16 protein-coding genes are annotated in these 16,299 nt (G+C 33.7%); 12 read left to right on the forward strand and 4 right to left on the reverse strand.

Features of this window, described 5'->3' with window-relative positions; all coding sequences use genetic code 11:
- Positions 1 to 36: 36 nt before the first annotated feature.
- Entirely contained in the window at positions 37 to 690 is a 654-nt protein-coding gene (gene narL, locus GAPWK_RS00980; protein WP_025314434.1) for a two-component system response regulator NarL, read from the reverse strand.
- A gap of 3 nt (positions 691 to 693) precedes the next feature.
- Positions 694 to 2,502, reverse strand: coding sequence for a nitrate/nitrite two-component system sensor histidine kinase NarX (gene narX, locus GAPWK_RS00985; RefSeq protein ID WP_025314435.1), 1,809 nt, complete (start codon positions 2,500 to 2,502; stop codon positions 694 to 696).
- Positions 2,503 to 2,729: 227 nt separating this feature from the next.
- On the opposite strand from narX, the gene rplU reads away from it, so the two are divergent.
- The 4 genes from rplU to cgtA all read left to right on the forward strand — a co-directional run bounded on the left by rplU (position 2,730) and on the right by cgtA (position 5,528).
- Positions 2,730 to 3,038 (forward strand): 50S ribosomal protein L21, encoded by a 309-nt coding sequence (gene rplU / locus GAPWK_RS00990; protein ID WP_025314436.1) that lies wholly within the window; start codon positions 2,730 to 2,732, stop codon positions 3,036 to 3,038.
- Positions 3,039 to 3,053: 15 nt separating this feature from the next.
- A complete protein-coding gene (gene rpmA / locus GAPWK_RS00995; RefSeq protein ID WP_025314437.1) occupies positions 3,054 to 3,314 on the forward strand; it encodes a 50S ribosomal protein L27 in 261 nt (86 codons plus the stop codon).
- Positions 3,315 to 3,400: 86 nt separating this feature from the next.
- Positions 3,401 to 4,378: a DMT family transporter gene (locus GAPWK_RS01000; RefSeq protein WP_025314438.1), complete on the forward strand. Its 978-nt coding sequence runs from the start codon at positions 3,401 to 3,403 to the stop codon at positions 4,376 to 4,378.
- Positions 4,365 to 5,528 (forward strand): Obg family GTPase CgtA, encoded by a 1,164-nt coding sequence (cgtA, locus tag GAPWK_RS01005; RefSeq protein WP_025314439.1) that lies wholly within the window; start codon positions 4,365 to 4,367, stop codon positions 5,526 to 5,528. The genes GAPWK_RS01000 and cgtA overlap by 14 nt, the downstream gene beginning before the upstream one ends.
- A 696-nt stretch (positions 5,529 to 6,224) precedes the next feature.
- Here cgtA and smrB read toward each other — a convergent pair.
- Both smrB and nth read right to left on the reverse strand, forming a co-directional pair.
- Positions 6,225 to 6,767: an endonuclease SmrB gene (gene smrB, locus GAPWK_RS01010; protein WP_025314440.1), complete on the reverse strand. Its 543-nt coding sequence runs from the start codon at positions 6,765 to 6,767 to the stop codon at positions 6,225 to 6,227.
- Between the two features lie 6 nt (positions 6,768 to 6,773).
- On the reverse strand, positions 6,774 to 7,448 hold the full coding sequence (gene nth / locus GAPWK_RS01015; protein WP_238551134.1) for an endonuclease III: 675 nt from the start codon (positions 7,446 to 7,448) through the stop codon (positions 6,774 to 6,776).
- A gap of 226 nt (positions 7,449 to 7,674) precedes the next feature.
- Between nth and putP the strand changes: the two genes are divergently transcribed.
- From putP to bamB, 8 genes are all read left to right on the forward strand, one after another.
- Positions 7,675 to 9,168 carry a sodium/proline symporter PutP gene (putP, locus tag GAPWK_RS01020; RefSeq protein WP_025314442.1) on the forward strand — a complete coding sequence of 498 codons (1,494 nt, stop codon included), beginning with the start codon at positions 7,675 to 7,677 and terminating at the stop codon, positions 9,166 to 9,168.
- Between the two features lie 54 nt (positions 9,169 to 9,222).
- The gene (gene tyrS / locus GAPWK_RS01025) at positions 9,223 to 10,494 is read left to right on the forward strand and encodes a tyrosine--tRNA ligase (RefSeq protein ID WP_038516994.1); all 1,272 of its coding nucleotides are present in this window, start codon (positions 9,223 to 9,225) and stop codon (positions 10,492 to 10,494) included.
- A gap of 4 nt (positions 10,495 to 10,498) precedes the next feature.
- Positions 10,499 to 11,365: a pyridoxal kinase PdxY gene (pdxY, locus tag GAPWK_RS01030; RefSeq protein WP_025314444.1), complete on the forward strand. Its 867-nt coding sequence runs from the start codon at positions 10,499 to 10,501 to the stop codon at positions 11,363 to 11,365.
- A 43-nt stretch (positions 11,366 to 11,408) separates the two neighbouring features.
- On the forward strand, positions 11,409 to 11,858 hold the full coding sequence (locus tag GAPWK_RS14060) for a helix-turn-helix domain-containing protein (protein WP_080692398.1): 450 nt from the start codon (positions 11,409 to 11,411) through the stop codon (positions 11,856 to 11,858).
- An 86-nt stretch (positions 11,859 to 11,944) separates the two neighbouring features.
- Positions 11,945 to 13,054, forward strand: a complete 1,110-nt coding sequence (gene ispG / locus GAPWK_RS01040) for a flavodoxin-dependent (E)-4-hydroxy-3-methylbut-2-enyl-diphosphate synthase (RefSeq protein WP_025314446.1) — start codon at positions 11,945 to 11,947, stop codon at positions 13,052 to 13,054.
- 23 nt (positions 13,055 to 13,077) lie between these two features.
- Entirely contained in the window at positions 13,078 to 14,355 is a 1,278-nt protein-coding gene (gene hisS / locus GAPWK_RS01045) for a histidine--tRNA ligase (RefSeq protein WP_025314447.1), read from the forward strand.
- A 19-nt stretch (positions 14,356 to 14,374) separates the two neighbouring features.
- Positions 14,375 to 15,088 carry a YfgM family protein gene (locus tag GAPWK_RS01050; RefSeq protein ID WP_025314448.1) on the forward strand — a complete coding sequence of 238 codons (714 nt, stop codon included), beginning with the start codon at positions 14,375 to 14,377 and terminating at the stop codon, positions 15,086 to 15,088.
- Positions 15,089 to 15,116: 28 nt separating this feature from the next.
- Complete coding sequence (bamB, locus tag GAPWK_RS01055) at positions 15,117 to 16,289, forward strand: outer membrane protein assembly factor BamB (protein ID WP_025314449.1); 1,173 nt, start codon at positions 15,117 to 15,119, stop codon at positions 16,287 to 16,289.
- The last annotated feature ends 10 nt before the right edge of the window (positions 16,290 to 16,299 follow it).

Here is a 16,299-nt window from a genome sequence, read left to right on the forward strand (position 1 = left end):
AAATAGATGAAAATTATTTGTCTTTGATCACTAGACCTACTCTTTACTTTGTAAATACCACACAGTCATTTCCATGCGAGATTTAAAGTTAAGTTTTTTAAATATGCTTTTGATATGAACTTTTACCGTACTTTCAACAATATCTAAATCTTTAGCTATTAATTTATTGGATAGTCCTTGCACTAATAAATGAAATATTTCATGCTCCCTAGGGGTGAGAAGACTGACATCATGGATCGGTTTTGTTGTCGGTTCATCACCGTGACGCATATAATTGAGAATAATATGTGAAATTGCATCATCCATTATTACCTTACCAAGTGAAATATCTTGTAATGCTTTGATAAAGTCTTCTGGTTCCATATCTTTTAATAGATAACCATCAGCACCTATTTTAAGCGCTGTAATAATATCTTCTTTTGCATTCGATACGGTAAACATAATGATACGACTAGAGATATTTTTTTCACGCAAAACTCGAAGAATATCTAAACCATTGACATCATGTATATTAATATCAAGTAAAATAATATCAGGGTCGAGCTCTTCAGCCAGTTTAATCCCTTCTATTCCTGAACCTGTTTCACCCACTATTTCAAAATAATTGACGGTATGGATTAATTGCTTTATACCATTTCTTAACATAGGATGATCGTCAATAAGTAATATTGAACTTTTAATTTGTTCCATCGGTTACTCTTCTATTATTTTTAATGGAATAGCTTTTATCGCTTTAAATGTTACCACAATTTGTGTTCCTTTATTGGGTTTACTATCAATGACTAAATTACCATTTAATATCTCAATTCTATCTCGCATAATAATAAGTCCGTAATGGTGATCTTGTTTAATTTTACTTTTAAAACCTATTCCATTGTCTTTTATATTTAGTGTAATAATCTGATTATTATCCATTTCTAATTTTATTATTACACTGGAAGCTTTTGCATGTTTATATACGTTATTTAGTGCTTCACGAATAAATTGCAATAAATGAAAGGCATATTTGCTATTGATAATATTTAAAGGCAATTGATATTTAAGCTGAATATTAAATTTTAATTTGACATTAAACTCTTCTACTAATTCAACTAAGCTTGCATAAAATCCTGTTTGATTTAGACGTAAACGAAAAGAAGTGATTAACTCTCTTAGTTGCGAGTAAGTAACATTGACTTCTTTGCGCATAGTCGTGAGTAAATCAACGCTGGTTGGTGAATTCAAATCAGATTGCATCTGTAAGCAACTGAGGTAAATTTTTAAACACGATAGCGATTGGGCTATCGAATCATGTAATTCACGCGCCATTGCCGAACGCTCTTTCATTAATAGATATTGTTTTTGTTGTTCAATTTGCCTATCAAGCATAATTGCTGTGGTCATTTGTTCAATTAATCCAGTAATTAGATTCTCTTGTTCAATGCTGAGTGTGACATCAGCGGGTTGAATAGCAAATAAAATTCCATATTTTTCGCCATTTTCTTGAAGATACCAAAGGCGTTGGACCCCATTTTTTTGATAGATTTTTGAAGGAGTTAAACAAGCATTACATTTTGGATTAAGGCAATAGGGTAATTTTTGTTGGTTATCATAACTGATTTGTTGATAATGTTCAGGATTATCCGATTCATAAAAACGAATTTGAAATTGAGTTAATGGTATCAATTCTTCTAATTCTCGTAGGACTTTAAGAAAACGCTCACATAGTGGTTCAGAAGTATGTAGTTGCTTGGTTGCATAATATTGAAATGAAATAATTTGATTAGTTTTTTGTAATTCTGAAGTTTTTTCGGCAACGCGTTGTTCAAGTAATAAATATTGTGATTCTATTTGTTCTGACATTTTATTAAAAGCTAACCCAAGTAAATCAAATTCATTCCTTTTTTTCCGAATGTTAAAACGTTCACTGAAGTTATGCTTTGAGATTGCTTCTGCCATATCAATCAGTTTTTGCCACGGAACTAGAATATAGCGACGTAAATAGTAAATTTGGGTAATCAAAGAAAGAATGATGATGACAATAAATAGTAGTTGTAGCTGAAAAATATAATGGATCTGTTTTTCCGTTTTCTGATCTATCTTGTGTACCAAGTTATTAGTGAGATCAACATAGTTATCTATATCATTTTTTACTTCATCACTTTTTTTTGCTTGTTGTATTTTAGGTGCTATATTACTTATCCACTCATTTTGCAATTGGTTAAATTCATGAGTTAAGCCGTAATGTTCAAATAATTGCAAATATTGCTTGGAAGAAGATAAATCTTTAAAAATATCAAGACGATTATAATCATTTGGGGATAATGGGATAATCGTCAAAAGTTGATAACTTTTCATTCTGAGTAATCCTAATTGATTAATCATATAAGCACTACCTTTGGTATCGTTGGCAATTCTAATTGATAATGATAATGCTATTAATGCAATGCCTCCTAAAATGAACATGAGTAGTGTTAAACGACTAGTAATAGAGACATTGTAGCTATCTTTTCTTCCCGACATATTCAAACTCTATAGGATTACAAATATTTTAAATAAATAATAATTTATAATTATTGTAACGTGAAAACAGTATACCTCTGATCTTTTTTGTAACTTTTTGCGATCTTTTGGTAAACAGCGCTTGCAACAAGCATAAATTTTGCGTAAAATTCACGCCCTATAAGATTAATCATACAGACATATATGTTCAATCAAGTAATCGTCTGTTTTTTATTGCGGAGTTAAGTATGTACGCAGTTTTCCAAAGTGGTGGCAAGCAACACCGAGTTAGCGAAGGACAGGTCGTTCGCTTGGAAAAAATTGAAGTCGAAACAGGTGCAGAAGTTGTTTTCGATAAAGTTTTAATGGTAGCAAATGGTGAAGACATCAAAGTTGGTGCTCCGTTTGTTGAAGGTGCAACAATTAAAGCAGAAATTGTTGAGCACGGTCGTGGTGACAAAGTGAAGATTGTTAAATTCCGTCGTCGTAAACACTATCGTAAACAACAAGGTCACCGTCAGTGGTTTACTGATGTGAAGATCACTGCAATCGCTTAATAGGAGTATCGAACAATGGCACATAAGAAGGCGGGTGGTTCATCACGTAATGGTCGTGATTCCCAGAGTAAACGTTTAGGTGTTAAACGTTATGGTTCTCAAGAAGTTCTTGCAGGTAATATTCTAGTTCGTCAACGTGGAACTCAATTCCACCCAGGCACTAATGTAGGTTGTGGTCGTGATCATACTCTATTTGCCTTAATTGATGGACAAGTAAAATTTGAAGTTAAAGGACCTAAAAATCGTCGTTATGTTAGTGTAATTGCTAACAGTTAATTAAAAACGATTTGAAAGTTATAGAAGCCTCACAGTTATTGTGGGGCTTTTTTCATTTCTTGAAATTCATATAAGTTAATTGCGATATGATAAAGCAACAAAATGTAAAATTAGGTTTTGCATTAGCCATGTTAACTGCGGTGATGTGGGGCGTAGTTCCGATTGCGATGAAATATGCGTTAGTGGTTATTGATCCATTAACTTTAGCATGGTCTAGACTTTCTATTTCCGCAATTGGTATTACTATTTGGCTTGCATATAAAAAACAATTTCCAAATTTAGCAATTTTTAAAAAACGTCGTCGTTTTATTTTGTTGATGATTGCAGGATTTGGATTATTAGGGAATTTTGCATTATTTGCTACTGCAGTTCAGTATCTTAGTGCTACAACAGCTCAAGTTGTTAGTCAAATGGGTATTGTAATATTTATGATTTCAAGTGCTTTTATTTTTAAAGAAAGGTTAAGATCAACGCAAATTATTGGTATAACAATATTGTTGATTGGATTAGGGCTATTTTTTAATAAAAATATTGCAGATCTTTTTGCTAATATGTCTACATATGGCATTGGTGTATGGTTAGCTTTACTTGCTTCAGTTTCATGGGCATGTTATGCGCTGGCTCAAAAAGTTTTATTACGAAAATTACGTGCGGAACAGTTACTTTGGTTAATTTACCTTATTTGTGCTGTTTTTTTATGGCCTTTTGCATCCCCTAGTATAATAACTAATGCGGATGGTACCCAATTGTTTGCCATCATATTTTGTGGGTTAAATACCATTATTGCTTATGGCGCATTAGTGATGGCTATGGAGCGCTGGCAAGCAGCACAAGTTAGTGCTATAACAACTTTAACGCCATTATTTGCACTAATCTTTTCTGATTTATTTGCGTTAATTTGGCCAGAAAGATTTGCTATGCAATATTTAAATATTTTAGGTTATATTGGTGCAGTATCTGTTGTTGCAGGCGCTATGTTTGCGACTATTGGACACCATATTTGGCATCCAAGAAAAGGTTGGCTAATTAACCGAAAAAAGGGGAAGAGTAATGAAATTTGTTGATGAAGCTTCAATCCGAGTAGAAGCCGGTGATGGTGGAAATGGTTGTGTAGGTTTTCGTCGAGAAAAATATATACCTAAAGGTGGCCCTGATGGTGGAGACGGCGGCGATGGTGGCGATGTATTTTTTATTGCTGATGAAAATTTAAATACATTAGTTGATTTTCAATTTGAAAAAAATTACCGCGCAGAACGTGGACAAAATGGTCAAGGTTCAGATTGTACGGGTAAACGTGGTAAAGATATTACCATTAAAGTACCAGTAGGAACACGTATTACCGACAAATACACTGGTGAAATTATCGGTGATTTAACACATCACCAACAAAAAGTATTAGTGGCCAAAGGCGGATTTCATGGTTTGGGTAATGCCCGTTTTAAATCATCCGTAAACCGTGCTCCGAGACAAAAAACTGATGGTACCCCAGGTGAAAAGCGTGATGTGCTTTTAGAATTATTATTACTTGCAGATGTGGGTATGTTAGGTCTACCAAATGCTGGTAAATCAACCTTTATTCGTTCTGTTTCTGCTGCTAAACCAAAAGTTGCTGATTATCCATTTACAACTTTAGTTCCAAGTTTGGGTGTAGTAAGAATGGACAATGAACAAAGTTTTGTTGTTGCTGACATTCCTGGTTTAATTGAAGGTGCATCAGATGGAGCAGGTCTTGGTATCCGTTTTTTAAAACATCTTGAACGTTGTCGTGTATTAGTTCATTTAGTTGATATAGCACCTATAGATGGATCAGATCCTATTGAAAATGCAAAAGTAATTATTCAAGAATTACATCAGTATAGTGAAAAATTAGCTAATAAACCACGTTGGTTAGTATTTAATAAAATGGATGTGTTGGGTGCCGAAGAGAGCGCTAAGCGTGCGACAGAAATTGCCAAGGCACTTGATTGGCAAGACAAATATTATGTAATTTCAGCTGTTAACCATGAAGGTGTAAAAGCTTTGTGTTGGGATTTGATGGAATACATGAATGCTCATCCACGTGAAGCTGAACAAGAAGAATCATCACCTGAAAAAGTTGAATTTATGTGGGATGATTATCATCAACAAGTAATGCATGAAGCTTTTGACGATGATGATTTTGATGATTGGGACGAAAGTGATGAAGAGGGTGTTGAGTTCATTTATCAAAAATAAGTAAGTTGTTACTCTATTCCAATGAATTTACCTACTTTATAAAATTATCTATATAAGTAGAGGCTAAAGTCTCTACTTATTTCTTATATTCCTTATTTGATTGAACATTAATCTATTTTGTAAAACAATTTATTATAAATTTATTTTAAAAAAGTCAAAAAAATGCTTGATTTTAATAATGAGAATCATTATCATTAATTTGTACTTTGTTAGAACTCGAAAGGCTTCTAAAAAGTATGACATTGCTCACATTGCTTCCAATGTTTGCCAGCTTGGCTTATCTAGGCTGGCTTTTTTATTTTCATACTATTAATTTATATTTGTTATCATATATTGATATTCAATTTCTATTTTTTAGGCGCATCTTCAACAAAAGGTACGTTTTGAAACTCTAAATAGGGTATTAATACCTTAAAATTCATCTTTAATCATATTGATAATGAATGTTTATATTCAAGAAATAACTTATTTTTAATGATTTTTTTAATATTGATATATATTTATATAAAAGTGATTAATAGCAGTATTAAATGATAGTAAAATAACTACCATTTATTATCCATCCTCAATCTCTATATAGTTTATTGTTACCCATTGGAATATACTTATATTGTGGCAAAATATTATAAGTAGTGTATTAGCTATAATAATTAGGTGAGATTTTCATATACATTTGCGTCTTTTAATTGGTTATCGTTAATTATTTGCTAATTTATCATTTATATCAAATAAAATGAGTAAAGCAGCATTACCTCCAAATTCTTTTGGTGCTTGATGAAAGCAAATAATTTGTGGGTGCTGAGCAAGCCACATTGGTGTTTGTTTTTTTAGTATGTTTTTTCCATGTCCATACATAATACAGGCACAGGGAGTTCTTTCTCGTAAACATGCTGCAATAAGTGCGGCTATCTCTTTTTTTGATTCTTGTAGTGTCAATCCATGTAAATCTAAAAAAAATTCAGGCTCATAAAAACCTCGCCGTAATTTTTTAATTTCATTAGGATCAGCGTTTTCTCTACTATAACGAATGGGATCTTCTTGTAATAGTGGTTGATAATCATCTGAAAAATAAAACTCAGTATTAACTTTTTCGTGTTGCTGTTTTTGTGTCTCTATTATTTTTTGTGAGCGCTTTTGTGGTTTGTGGAGCACAGTGTCTTGCTTTATCTTTTTAGTATCTCCAAGGCTATTTTTAAATAAGTTGATGTCATCGTGGGTTAATTTGAATTTATTTAGCATTATTTTTCACTCAGGGTAAATTTTATTTTTAAATTCGCATAGATCTTCAATTACGCATGAACCACATCTAGGTTTTCTAGCAATACAAGTATAACGACCGTGTAGAATTAACCAGTGGTGGCAATTAATTTTATATTTTTCGGGAACAACTTTTAGTAATTTTTCTTCAACAGCTTCGACTGTTTTACCTGGAGCAAAACCCGTTCTATTACTGACTCGAAAGATATGGGTATCAACCGCAATCGTTGGCCAACCAAAAGCAGTATTTAATACTACATTTGCTGTTTTTCGACCAACACCAGGCAATGCAATAAGTGAATCAAACTTTTCTGGTACTTGTCCTTGATACTTATCCACTAATATTTTACATGTTTTTATGATATTTTCAGCTTTGCTATTATAAAGGCCGATTGTGCGGATGTAGTTTTTTAATTTATCAATGCCAAGTGCTAAAATTTGTTCAGCAGTATTAGCTACAGCAAACAATGGTTTTGTTGCTTTATTGACGCTAATATCCGTAGCTTGAGCAGAAAGTACAACCGCAATAAGTAATTCAAAAGGCGTCTTGTATACAAGCTCTGTTGTAGGATCTTTAATGTGTTCTTTTAGTCTTTCTAAAATTTGAATTCGAGTTAATTGTTTCACAAAATGATTATATGAAAAAGGTAATTTGTCCTTCATTATATACTTTAATTTAGGGTTTATCTGTAGGTTAAATTTAGTTTTTAAATAGTTTATACCGATGAAAGATATATCGTTATTATAATATAAATTAAATATTCTTAATGTTATCATTAAATTAAGAATATTTTTTGTTCATAGATATCCATAAATCGCCTGCTTTTTAGCATAGGTTTTTTATGGTAAGCTAGCCAACTATTTTTAATTTCATTTTACAGGGTATATTATAAAAATGTCGTTACCAATGATTGTCACCTTTGCTGTGTACATTTTAGGAATGATTGCAATTGGTTTTTTTGCGTTTCGCGCAACACAAAACTTTGGTGATTATATATTAGGTGGACGTCGTATCGGTAGCGTTGTGACAGCACTTTCTGCTGGAGCTTCCGACATGAGTGGTTGGTTGTTAATGGGGCTTCCTGGCGCTGTTTTTTTATTTGGTATCTCACAAAGCTGGATTGCAATTGGTTTAATCATTGGTGCATATCTAAATTGGTTACTGATTGCTGGAAGACTGCGTGTTTTTACTGAAATTAACCATAACTCATTAACATTACCCGATTACTTTGCTCGCCGATTTGATGATAAAAGCTCATTACTCCGTATTATTTCAGCTATCATTATTCTTATTTTCTTTACTATCTATTGTGCTTCGGGTGTAGTTGCAGGAGCTAAGTTATTTGAAAGTACATTTGGTATGAGTTATGGATGGGCAATGTTAGCCGGGGCTGGAGCAACAATAGCTTACACATTTATTGGTGGCTTTTTAGCAGTAAGTTGGACTGACACTATTCAAGCTAGTTTGATGATGTTTGCACTTATTTTAACACCAATCATGGTTATGGTGAACGCTGGTGGATTTACTGATGCAATGAATTATATTGAATCACTCAATCCTGATTATGTTAATTTATTTGCTCATATGGATTTTGTTGCCATTATTTCACTATTGGGATGGGGGCTTGGATATTTTGGTCAACCTCATATTTTAGCAAGATTTATGGCTGCAGACTCACATGATGTGATGAAAAACGCTCGTCGAATTAGTATGACATGGATGATTTTATGTTTAGGAGGCGCAATTACTGTTGGCTTTTTTGGTATTGCTTTTTTTGCTCATAATCCTGATTTAGCCTATCTGATCAATAATGGAAAACATGAGCGTATTTTTATTGAATTGTCTAAATTACTATTCAATCCATGGATTGCAGGTGTTTTGTTGGCAGCTATTTTAGCTGCGGTTATGAGTACCCTAAGCTGCCAATTGTTGGTTTGTTCAAGTGCATTAACAGAAGACTTTTATCGAGCATTTTTTAGACCAAAAGCAAAACAAAAAGAGCTTGTTTGGGTAGGGCGTATAATGGTACTAATTGTATCAATTGTAGCAATATTATTAGCGCTTAATCCAAATAACAGTGTACTTGATTTGGTAAGCCACGCATGGGCTGGTTTTGGTGCGGCATTTGGACCTATTATTGTATTTTCTGTTTTTTGGGCGCGTATGACACGTAATGGTGCATTAGCCGGTATGATAATTGGTGCAGTAACTGTATTACTTTGGATTAATTTTAATTGGTTTAATCTTTATTCGCTTATTCCTGGATTTTTATTTGCTTCTATTGGCATTATTATTTTTAGCCTTTTTGATAAAAAACCTAATGAAATAGTGGAAGATCATTTCAAACAAGCGTATAAACGTTATCATAACAAGACACAATAGATTATTATTTAAAATAAGATATAAATCGTAAAAAAATTTAATAGGTAGAATATTATGACAAAAAATGTGATCAAACAACTGCAAGAGCGAGGACTTATTGCTCAGCTTACTGATGAAAAAGCACTAATAGAACTAATTGAACAAAATTCTATTGCGCTTTATTGTGGTTTTGATCCAACAGCCGATAGCCTACATTTAGGGCATTTGGTGCCGTTACTTTGTTTAAAACGCTTTCAATTAGCAGGTCATAAACCTGTTGCTTTAGTTGGTGGCGCAACAGGATTAATTGGTGATCCTAGTTTTAAAGCTGTTGAACGCAAGCTTAATACTCAAGAAACAGTTGTTGAATGGAGTGAGAAAATAAAACAGCAAGTTTCACCATTTTTAGATTTTGATTGTGGTGAAAAATCGGCTGTTGTTGCCAACAATTACGATTGGTTTGGTAGTATGAACGTACTCACCTTTTTACGTGATATTGGTAAATACTTCTCGGTTAATGCTATGATTAACAAAGAATCTGTCAAGCAACGTATTGATCGCGATGAAGTAGGGATCTCGTTTACAGAATTTTCTTATAGTTTATTACAGTCCTATGATTTTGCGTGCTTAAATAAATCTCATAATGTTGTTTTACAAATTGGTGGATCTGACCAGTGGGGTAATATTACCGGTGGTATAGATTTAACGCGTCGTTTACATCAAAAACAAGTTTATGGTTTGACCGTACCTTTGATCACAAAATCAGATGGAACTAAATTTGGTAAAACGGAAAGTGGTGCAGTATGGCTTGATCCTAAAAAGACAAGTCCATATAAATTTTATCAATTCTGGATTAATACTGCTGATGCTGATGTTTATCGGTTCTTGAAATTCTTTACCTTTATGTCATTAAATGAAATTGATGCATTAGAGCAAGAAGATAAAAATAGTGGTGTTGCACCTCGTGCTCAATATGTTCTTGCCGAGGAGGTTACTCGCCTCGTACATGGTGAAGAAGGGCTAAATGCAGCTAAACGAATTACTGAAAGTTTATTTTCAGGACAATTAAGCGATTTATCGCAAGCCGATCTAGAACAGCTTGCGCAAGATGGAATGCCAACGCTTGATGTTGAAAGTGAGGTTGATTTACAACAAGCAATTGTCAATGCTCAATTTGCACCATCACGAGGACAAGCTAGAACCATGATTGAATCGAATGCTATTTCAATTAATGGTGAACGTAATACGACAACTGATTATCGTTTTTCAGATAATGATAAACTTTTTAATCGTTATACCTTGCTTCGCCGTGGTAAAAAATATTATTGCTTGTTAATTTGGAGATAATTCCATGAAAAGTATTTTATCGATTCAGTCACATGTGGTATTTGGTCATGCGGGAAATAGCGCTGCCGTGTTTCCTATGCGTCGAATAGGGGTAAATGTTTGGCCTCTAAATACAGTACAATTTTCTAATCATACTCAATATCATCAATGGACTGGAACGGTAATGCCTGCATCTCATCTGATTGAGATTGTTGATGGAATTAATGCCATTGATGAATTAAAACGTTGCGATGCAGTACTAAGTGGTTATATGGGATCACCAGAACAAGGTGATGCCATTATTGAGATTGTTGAAAAAGTAAAAACAGTTAATCCAAATGCTATTTATCTTTGTGATCCTGTAATGGGACATCCTGAAAAAGGTTGCTTTGTTGCGCCAGGTGTATCTGCATTTTTATGTAATACTGCGCTACCTATGGCAGATATAATGGCACCAAATATACTTGAGCTTGAAGAACTTAACGATAAACAACACATTAATAATGTTGATGAGGCTGTATTAGCTTGCCGAACCATATGTAAAAAGGGACCAAAAGCTATTTTGGTTAAACATTTAAGCCGAGCAGGATATCATAATGATCGTTTTGAAATGTTACTTGTGACTCAAAATGAAGCATGGCACATTAGTAGACCATTAGTTGATTTTGGTCTAAGACAACCAGTTGGTGTTGGGGATATGACCAGTGGGTTATTTTTAGCTAATATTTTACTTGGAAAATCATTAGTAGAAGCCTTAGAACATACTACTGCTGCAGTGTATGCTGTTATGCTCGAAACTTTAAAACAAAATGAATATGAATTACAATTGGTTGCTGCACAAGATGAAATAGCAAAACCAACCCAATGGTTTAGTGCGAAAAAAATTGATTAATTATCAAAATATGTAAAAATGGGATATCTTTCTGGATTATTATATGCATGAGGGGATAATGGATAACGTTTCATTGGGAGGAAAGCTTGCCTATTTAAGAGAGCAAATGGGATTAACTCAAGATGATATTGCCAATAAGATTCATGTCCGTAAAACGATAATTGATGACATTGAAAAAGAACAATTGATTCGGACTTCTTTTGTTTTTGTTAAAGGATATATTCGTTCTTATGCTGAACTTGTCGGTTTATCCGTTGAGGAATATCAACCTTACCTTGATGAATTATCCCACCATTACCAATCCTATAAAATGAAAAATTATTCTCAAAACTATAAAAAAAGACATGGCAAAAAAATATTTCTTATGATTGTTTTAGTTTTTTTATGTGCATTGGGTGTTACCCTATATTATGTTAATAAAGAGAATAAAAGTAATCTTGTGGAAGTTAGTCATTATATTTCTCCATCACTATCTAAACATGTTAATAGTTAGCAAATTTTCTTATTCTCATACAGACTTTTGCTTTAAATCTTGTTAAGATTGCTGGCTAGTTATTTTGTAATATAATTAGGCATGTTATGAGTCATCAAGATTCACCTATTATTAGACGAGAATCTACCCAAATTTATGTCGGCAATGTTCCTATTGGTGGAGGTGCTCCAATTGCTGTTCAATCGATGACAAATACTCGTACAACAGATGTTGAAAAAACCGTAGCTCAAATTCAAGCTCTTGAACGTGTTGGGGTCGATATTGTTCGTGTCTCTATTCCCACAATGGATGCAGCAGAAGCTTTTAAATTGATTAAACAGCAAGCAAAAGTTCCACTTATTGCTGACATTCATTTTGATTATCGTATCGCTCTGAAAGTTGCTGAATATGGTGTAGACTGTTTAAGGATTAATCCTGGTAATATTGGTAACGAATCGAGGATACGCGCAGTTGTTGATTGTGCTAAAGATAAAAATATTCCAATTCGCATTGGGGTTAATTCAGGTTCACTGGAAAAAGATATTCAAGAAAAATATGGGGAGCCAACTCCGCAAGCAATTGTAGAGTCAGCTATGCGTCATGTTGATATACTTGATCGGCTTGATTTTGATCAGTTTAAAGTTAGTGTAAAAGCCTCTGATGTTTTTACGGCAGTTGATGCTTACCGATTATTAGCTAAACAAATTAAGCAGCCACTACATTTAGGTATTACTGAGGCTGGTGGAGTTCGTAGTGGTGCTATTAAATCGGCTATTGGGCTGGGATTATTGTTATCAGAAGGCATTGGTGACACATTACGTGTATCATTAGCCGCCGATCCTACAGAAGAAGTTAAAGTTGGATTTGATATTTTAAAATCACTGCGCATACGGGCTAGAGGCATTAATTTTATTGCATGTCCTACATGCTCTCGTCAAGAATTTGATGTGATAAATACGGTAAACATATTAGAACAAAGATTAGAAGATATTATTACACCTATGGATGTCTCAATTATTGGTTGTGTGGTTAATGGCCCTGGTGAGGCATTAGCTTCAACTATGGGGGTTGCCGGAGGCCATAATAAAAGTGGCTTTTATGAAGATGGTGTGCGAATAGGTCGTATTGATAATGAGCAAATGATTGACGAATTAGAAGCTAAAATCCGTGCTAAAGCATTATTATTGAAAAATAAAATTTCAACAACTGAATTATAATTTTAAAAGAAAGTGAATAAAAAATGACAGATAAAAAAATTCAATCAATACGTGGGATGAACGATTTACTTCCAACTGAGAGTGCAAGTTGGCAACAGATTGAAAAAATCGTTAAAGGCGTATTAAATAGCTATGGTTATAACGAAATTAGAACACCTATTGTTGAAGATACTGCACTTTTTAAAAGAGCGGTAGGTGAAGTTACAGATATCGTTGAAAAAGAGATGTATACATTCAATGATCGTAATAATGAGAGCATTACTCTACGCCCTGAAATTACTGCAGGTTGTGTTCGTGCCGGTATTGAACATGGACTTTTTTATAACCAAGAACAACGACTTTGGTATTTAGGCCCTGCTTTTCGTTACGAAAAACCACAAAAAGGGCGTTATCGTCAATTTCACCAGTTTGGTGTTGAAGTCTTTGGACTTGAAGGACCAAATATTGATGCAGAACTTATTTTATTAACGGCTCGTTTTTGGAAAGCGCTTGGTATTGAACAGCATACTTCTCTTGAACTTAATTCAATTGGTTCTCTTGAAGCTCGAGCAAATTATCGTAATGCTTTAGTGAGCTTCCTTGAACAACACAAAGATAAGTTGGATGAAGACTGTTTACGTAGAATGTATACTAATCCATTAAGAGTTCTCGACTCAAAAAATCCTGTTATACAAGATTTGTTAGATAAAGCGCCAAAATTATTTGATTATTTAGATGAAGAATCTAGACAGCACTTTGATGGTTTGTGTCGCTTATTGGATAATGCTGGAATCAAATATAATATTAACCAACGGTTAGTTCGTGGATTAGATTACTATAATCGTACGGTTTTTGAATGGGTAACAAGTAGTTTAGGAGCACAAGGTACCGTTTGTGGTGGTGGTCGTTATGATGGTCTTGTTAGCCAATTAGGAGGGCAACCTACACCAGCTGTTGGTTTTGCTATGGGTGTTGAGCGTTTAGTTTTATTAGTTCAAGCTGTCAATCCGTCATTAAACAGTGAGAATTCAATTGATATTTATATGATTTCGTCAGGTGATGAAAAAACAATCTCAGAAGCACAATGTATAGCAGAGCAATTACGAGATGGATTACCTGAAAAACGCATTGTCACCAATTATGGTTCTAGCAATTTTAAGAAACAATTTGCCAAGGCTGATAAATTAGGTGCTAAAATAGCGGTTATTATTGGAGAAAATGAAATAGCAAACCAAACAGTAACTATTAAAAATTTACAAAACGGTGAACAAGTTGAAGTGGCAAAAATAGATATTGTTCAAACTTGTTTGGCTATACTATAAAGGATAATAGGAGAAAAAAGTGAGTCATCAATTAACGCCTGAGGAACAATTTTCGGAGTTAAAAGAATTTTTTGCAAAAACATGGAAAATTATGGTTGCAGTCATCGTAATTGGTTTATTAGCTTTTTATGGATGGCGTTACTGGCAATCTTATAAAGTAGACAAGTCAATTGAGTCATCAGACCGATATGAACAATTAATAGCAAAATTAGATAATAGTAAACCTGATTCTGTCAATGAATTAGTCGCTTTTGCTAAAAACGATGATACTATTTATAGTGTATTTGCTAGTTTTAATGCAGCTAAATTTTATGTCGAAGTATTAAAAGATTATGCAGGAGCACAAGTTCTACTAACCGATTCTCTAAAGAAAACGGATGCAGGACCAGTTAAAGCAATCGCATATATTCGAATAGCTCGTTTACAATACCAACAAGAGCAATATCAGGATAGTTTAACTTCATTAAGTAAGGTATCAGAAAAAAGTTGGATGACGATTGTAAATGATCTTCGTGGTGATATATTTTTGAAGATGGCTCGTTATAGTGATGCTGTTGATGCATATAACCTTGCGTTGGCTTCATCCTCAACAAATGATTTGAAAACAAATATAAAAATAAAATTAAATGAAGCACAATACTTAAAAGCTAAACAGGATGAACAAGCAATAAAAGATAAGGCAGAAAAAGAGTCACAAGATAATAAAGCCGTAACAGAAGAAAGTAAAAATTAATTTATCCTGCATATAAGGGTCATATAATATGAAGTTAACAAAATATTTTTTTACCAGTGTTTTAATTTGCTCACTTGCGGGATGTTCTTTATTTGGTGGTGAAGAAGAAGTTGTACAGATTGCACCTTCCCCAACTGTGAAAAATCAATTTTCTATTCAGCAAATATGGCGAAATAGTACATCGGGAAATACGCAAATTTATTCCTTATTAGGGCCTGCCAGTTATGATAATACTGTTTATGTTGCTAGTCGCAGTGGACAGGTTAAAGCGATTGATTTATCAAGTGGTAATACAATATGGGATGTAAATTTATCTCAAAGTACTTTTTTTAGTAGCAAAACAGCATTGTTTTCTGGTGGTGTAAGTGTTGATGACAAATATGTTTACATTGGAAGTGAACGTGCTGTTGTTTATGCCTTAGACCGTAGTAATGGCAAAGTTGTTTGGGAAAAAAAAGTAAATGGTGAAGTACTTGCCCGACCTGTGTCTTCTGAAGATAAATTAATTATTCATACAGCTAATGGCATTTTACAAGGACTAAACCGTAATACCGGTGAAGCACTATGGGATATAACTCTTGATGTCCCTTCTTTGTCACTAAGAGGCAATTCAACACCAACTGTCGTTCATGGAGCTGCGATTATTGGAGATGATAGTGGGCGAGTAAATGCTTACTATATCAATGATGGACAACTCATTTGGCAACAACGTATTTCTCAACCAACAGGTTCAACTGAAATAGCGAAATTGAACGATGTTGATTCTACACCTATTGTTGAAGGAAATTTGGTTTATTCTGTTGGTTATAATGGATACGTTGCAGCATTGGATCTAAGTAATGGTCAAGTTGTTTGGCGTAAGCAATTAGGTTCAACACACAGTTTTGCGGTCGATTCCGAACAAATATTCGTTGTTGATCAGGATGATAATGTTCAAGCTATCACTAAAAAAGGTGGAGCATTGGACTGGACTCAATCAGGCTTTTCGCATCGTCAATTAACCGATCCAGTTATTTATCAAAACTATATTATTGTAGGTGACTTTGAAGGTTATTTGTATTTGCTAAATAAAGATAGCGGCGAAATTGTTGCTAAAACACAAGTAAGTAGTAGTGGTTTAATATCTCGACCATTAATTGTAGACAATAAAATAATTGTCCAAGCAAAAAATGGTGATATTTATGCGTTTACAAAAAATTAAGGTAATTAGA

Source organism: Gilliamella apicola (genome assembly GCF_000599985.1).
In the GTDB taxonomy this organism is placed as follows: Bacteria; Pseudomonadota; Gammaproteobacteria; order Enterobacterales; family Orbaceae; genus Gilliamella; species Gilliamella apicola.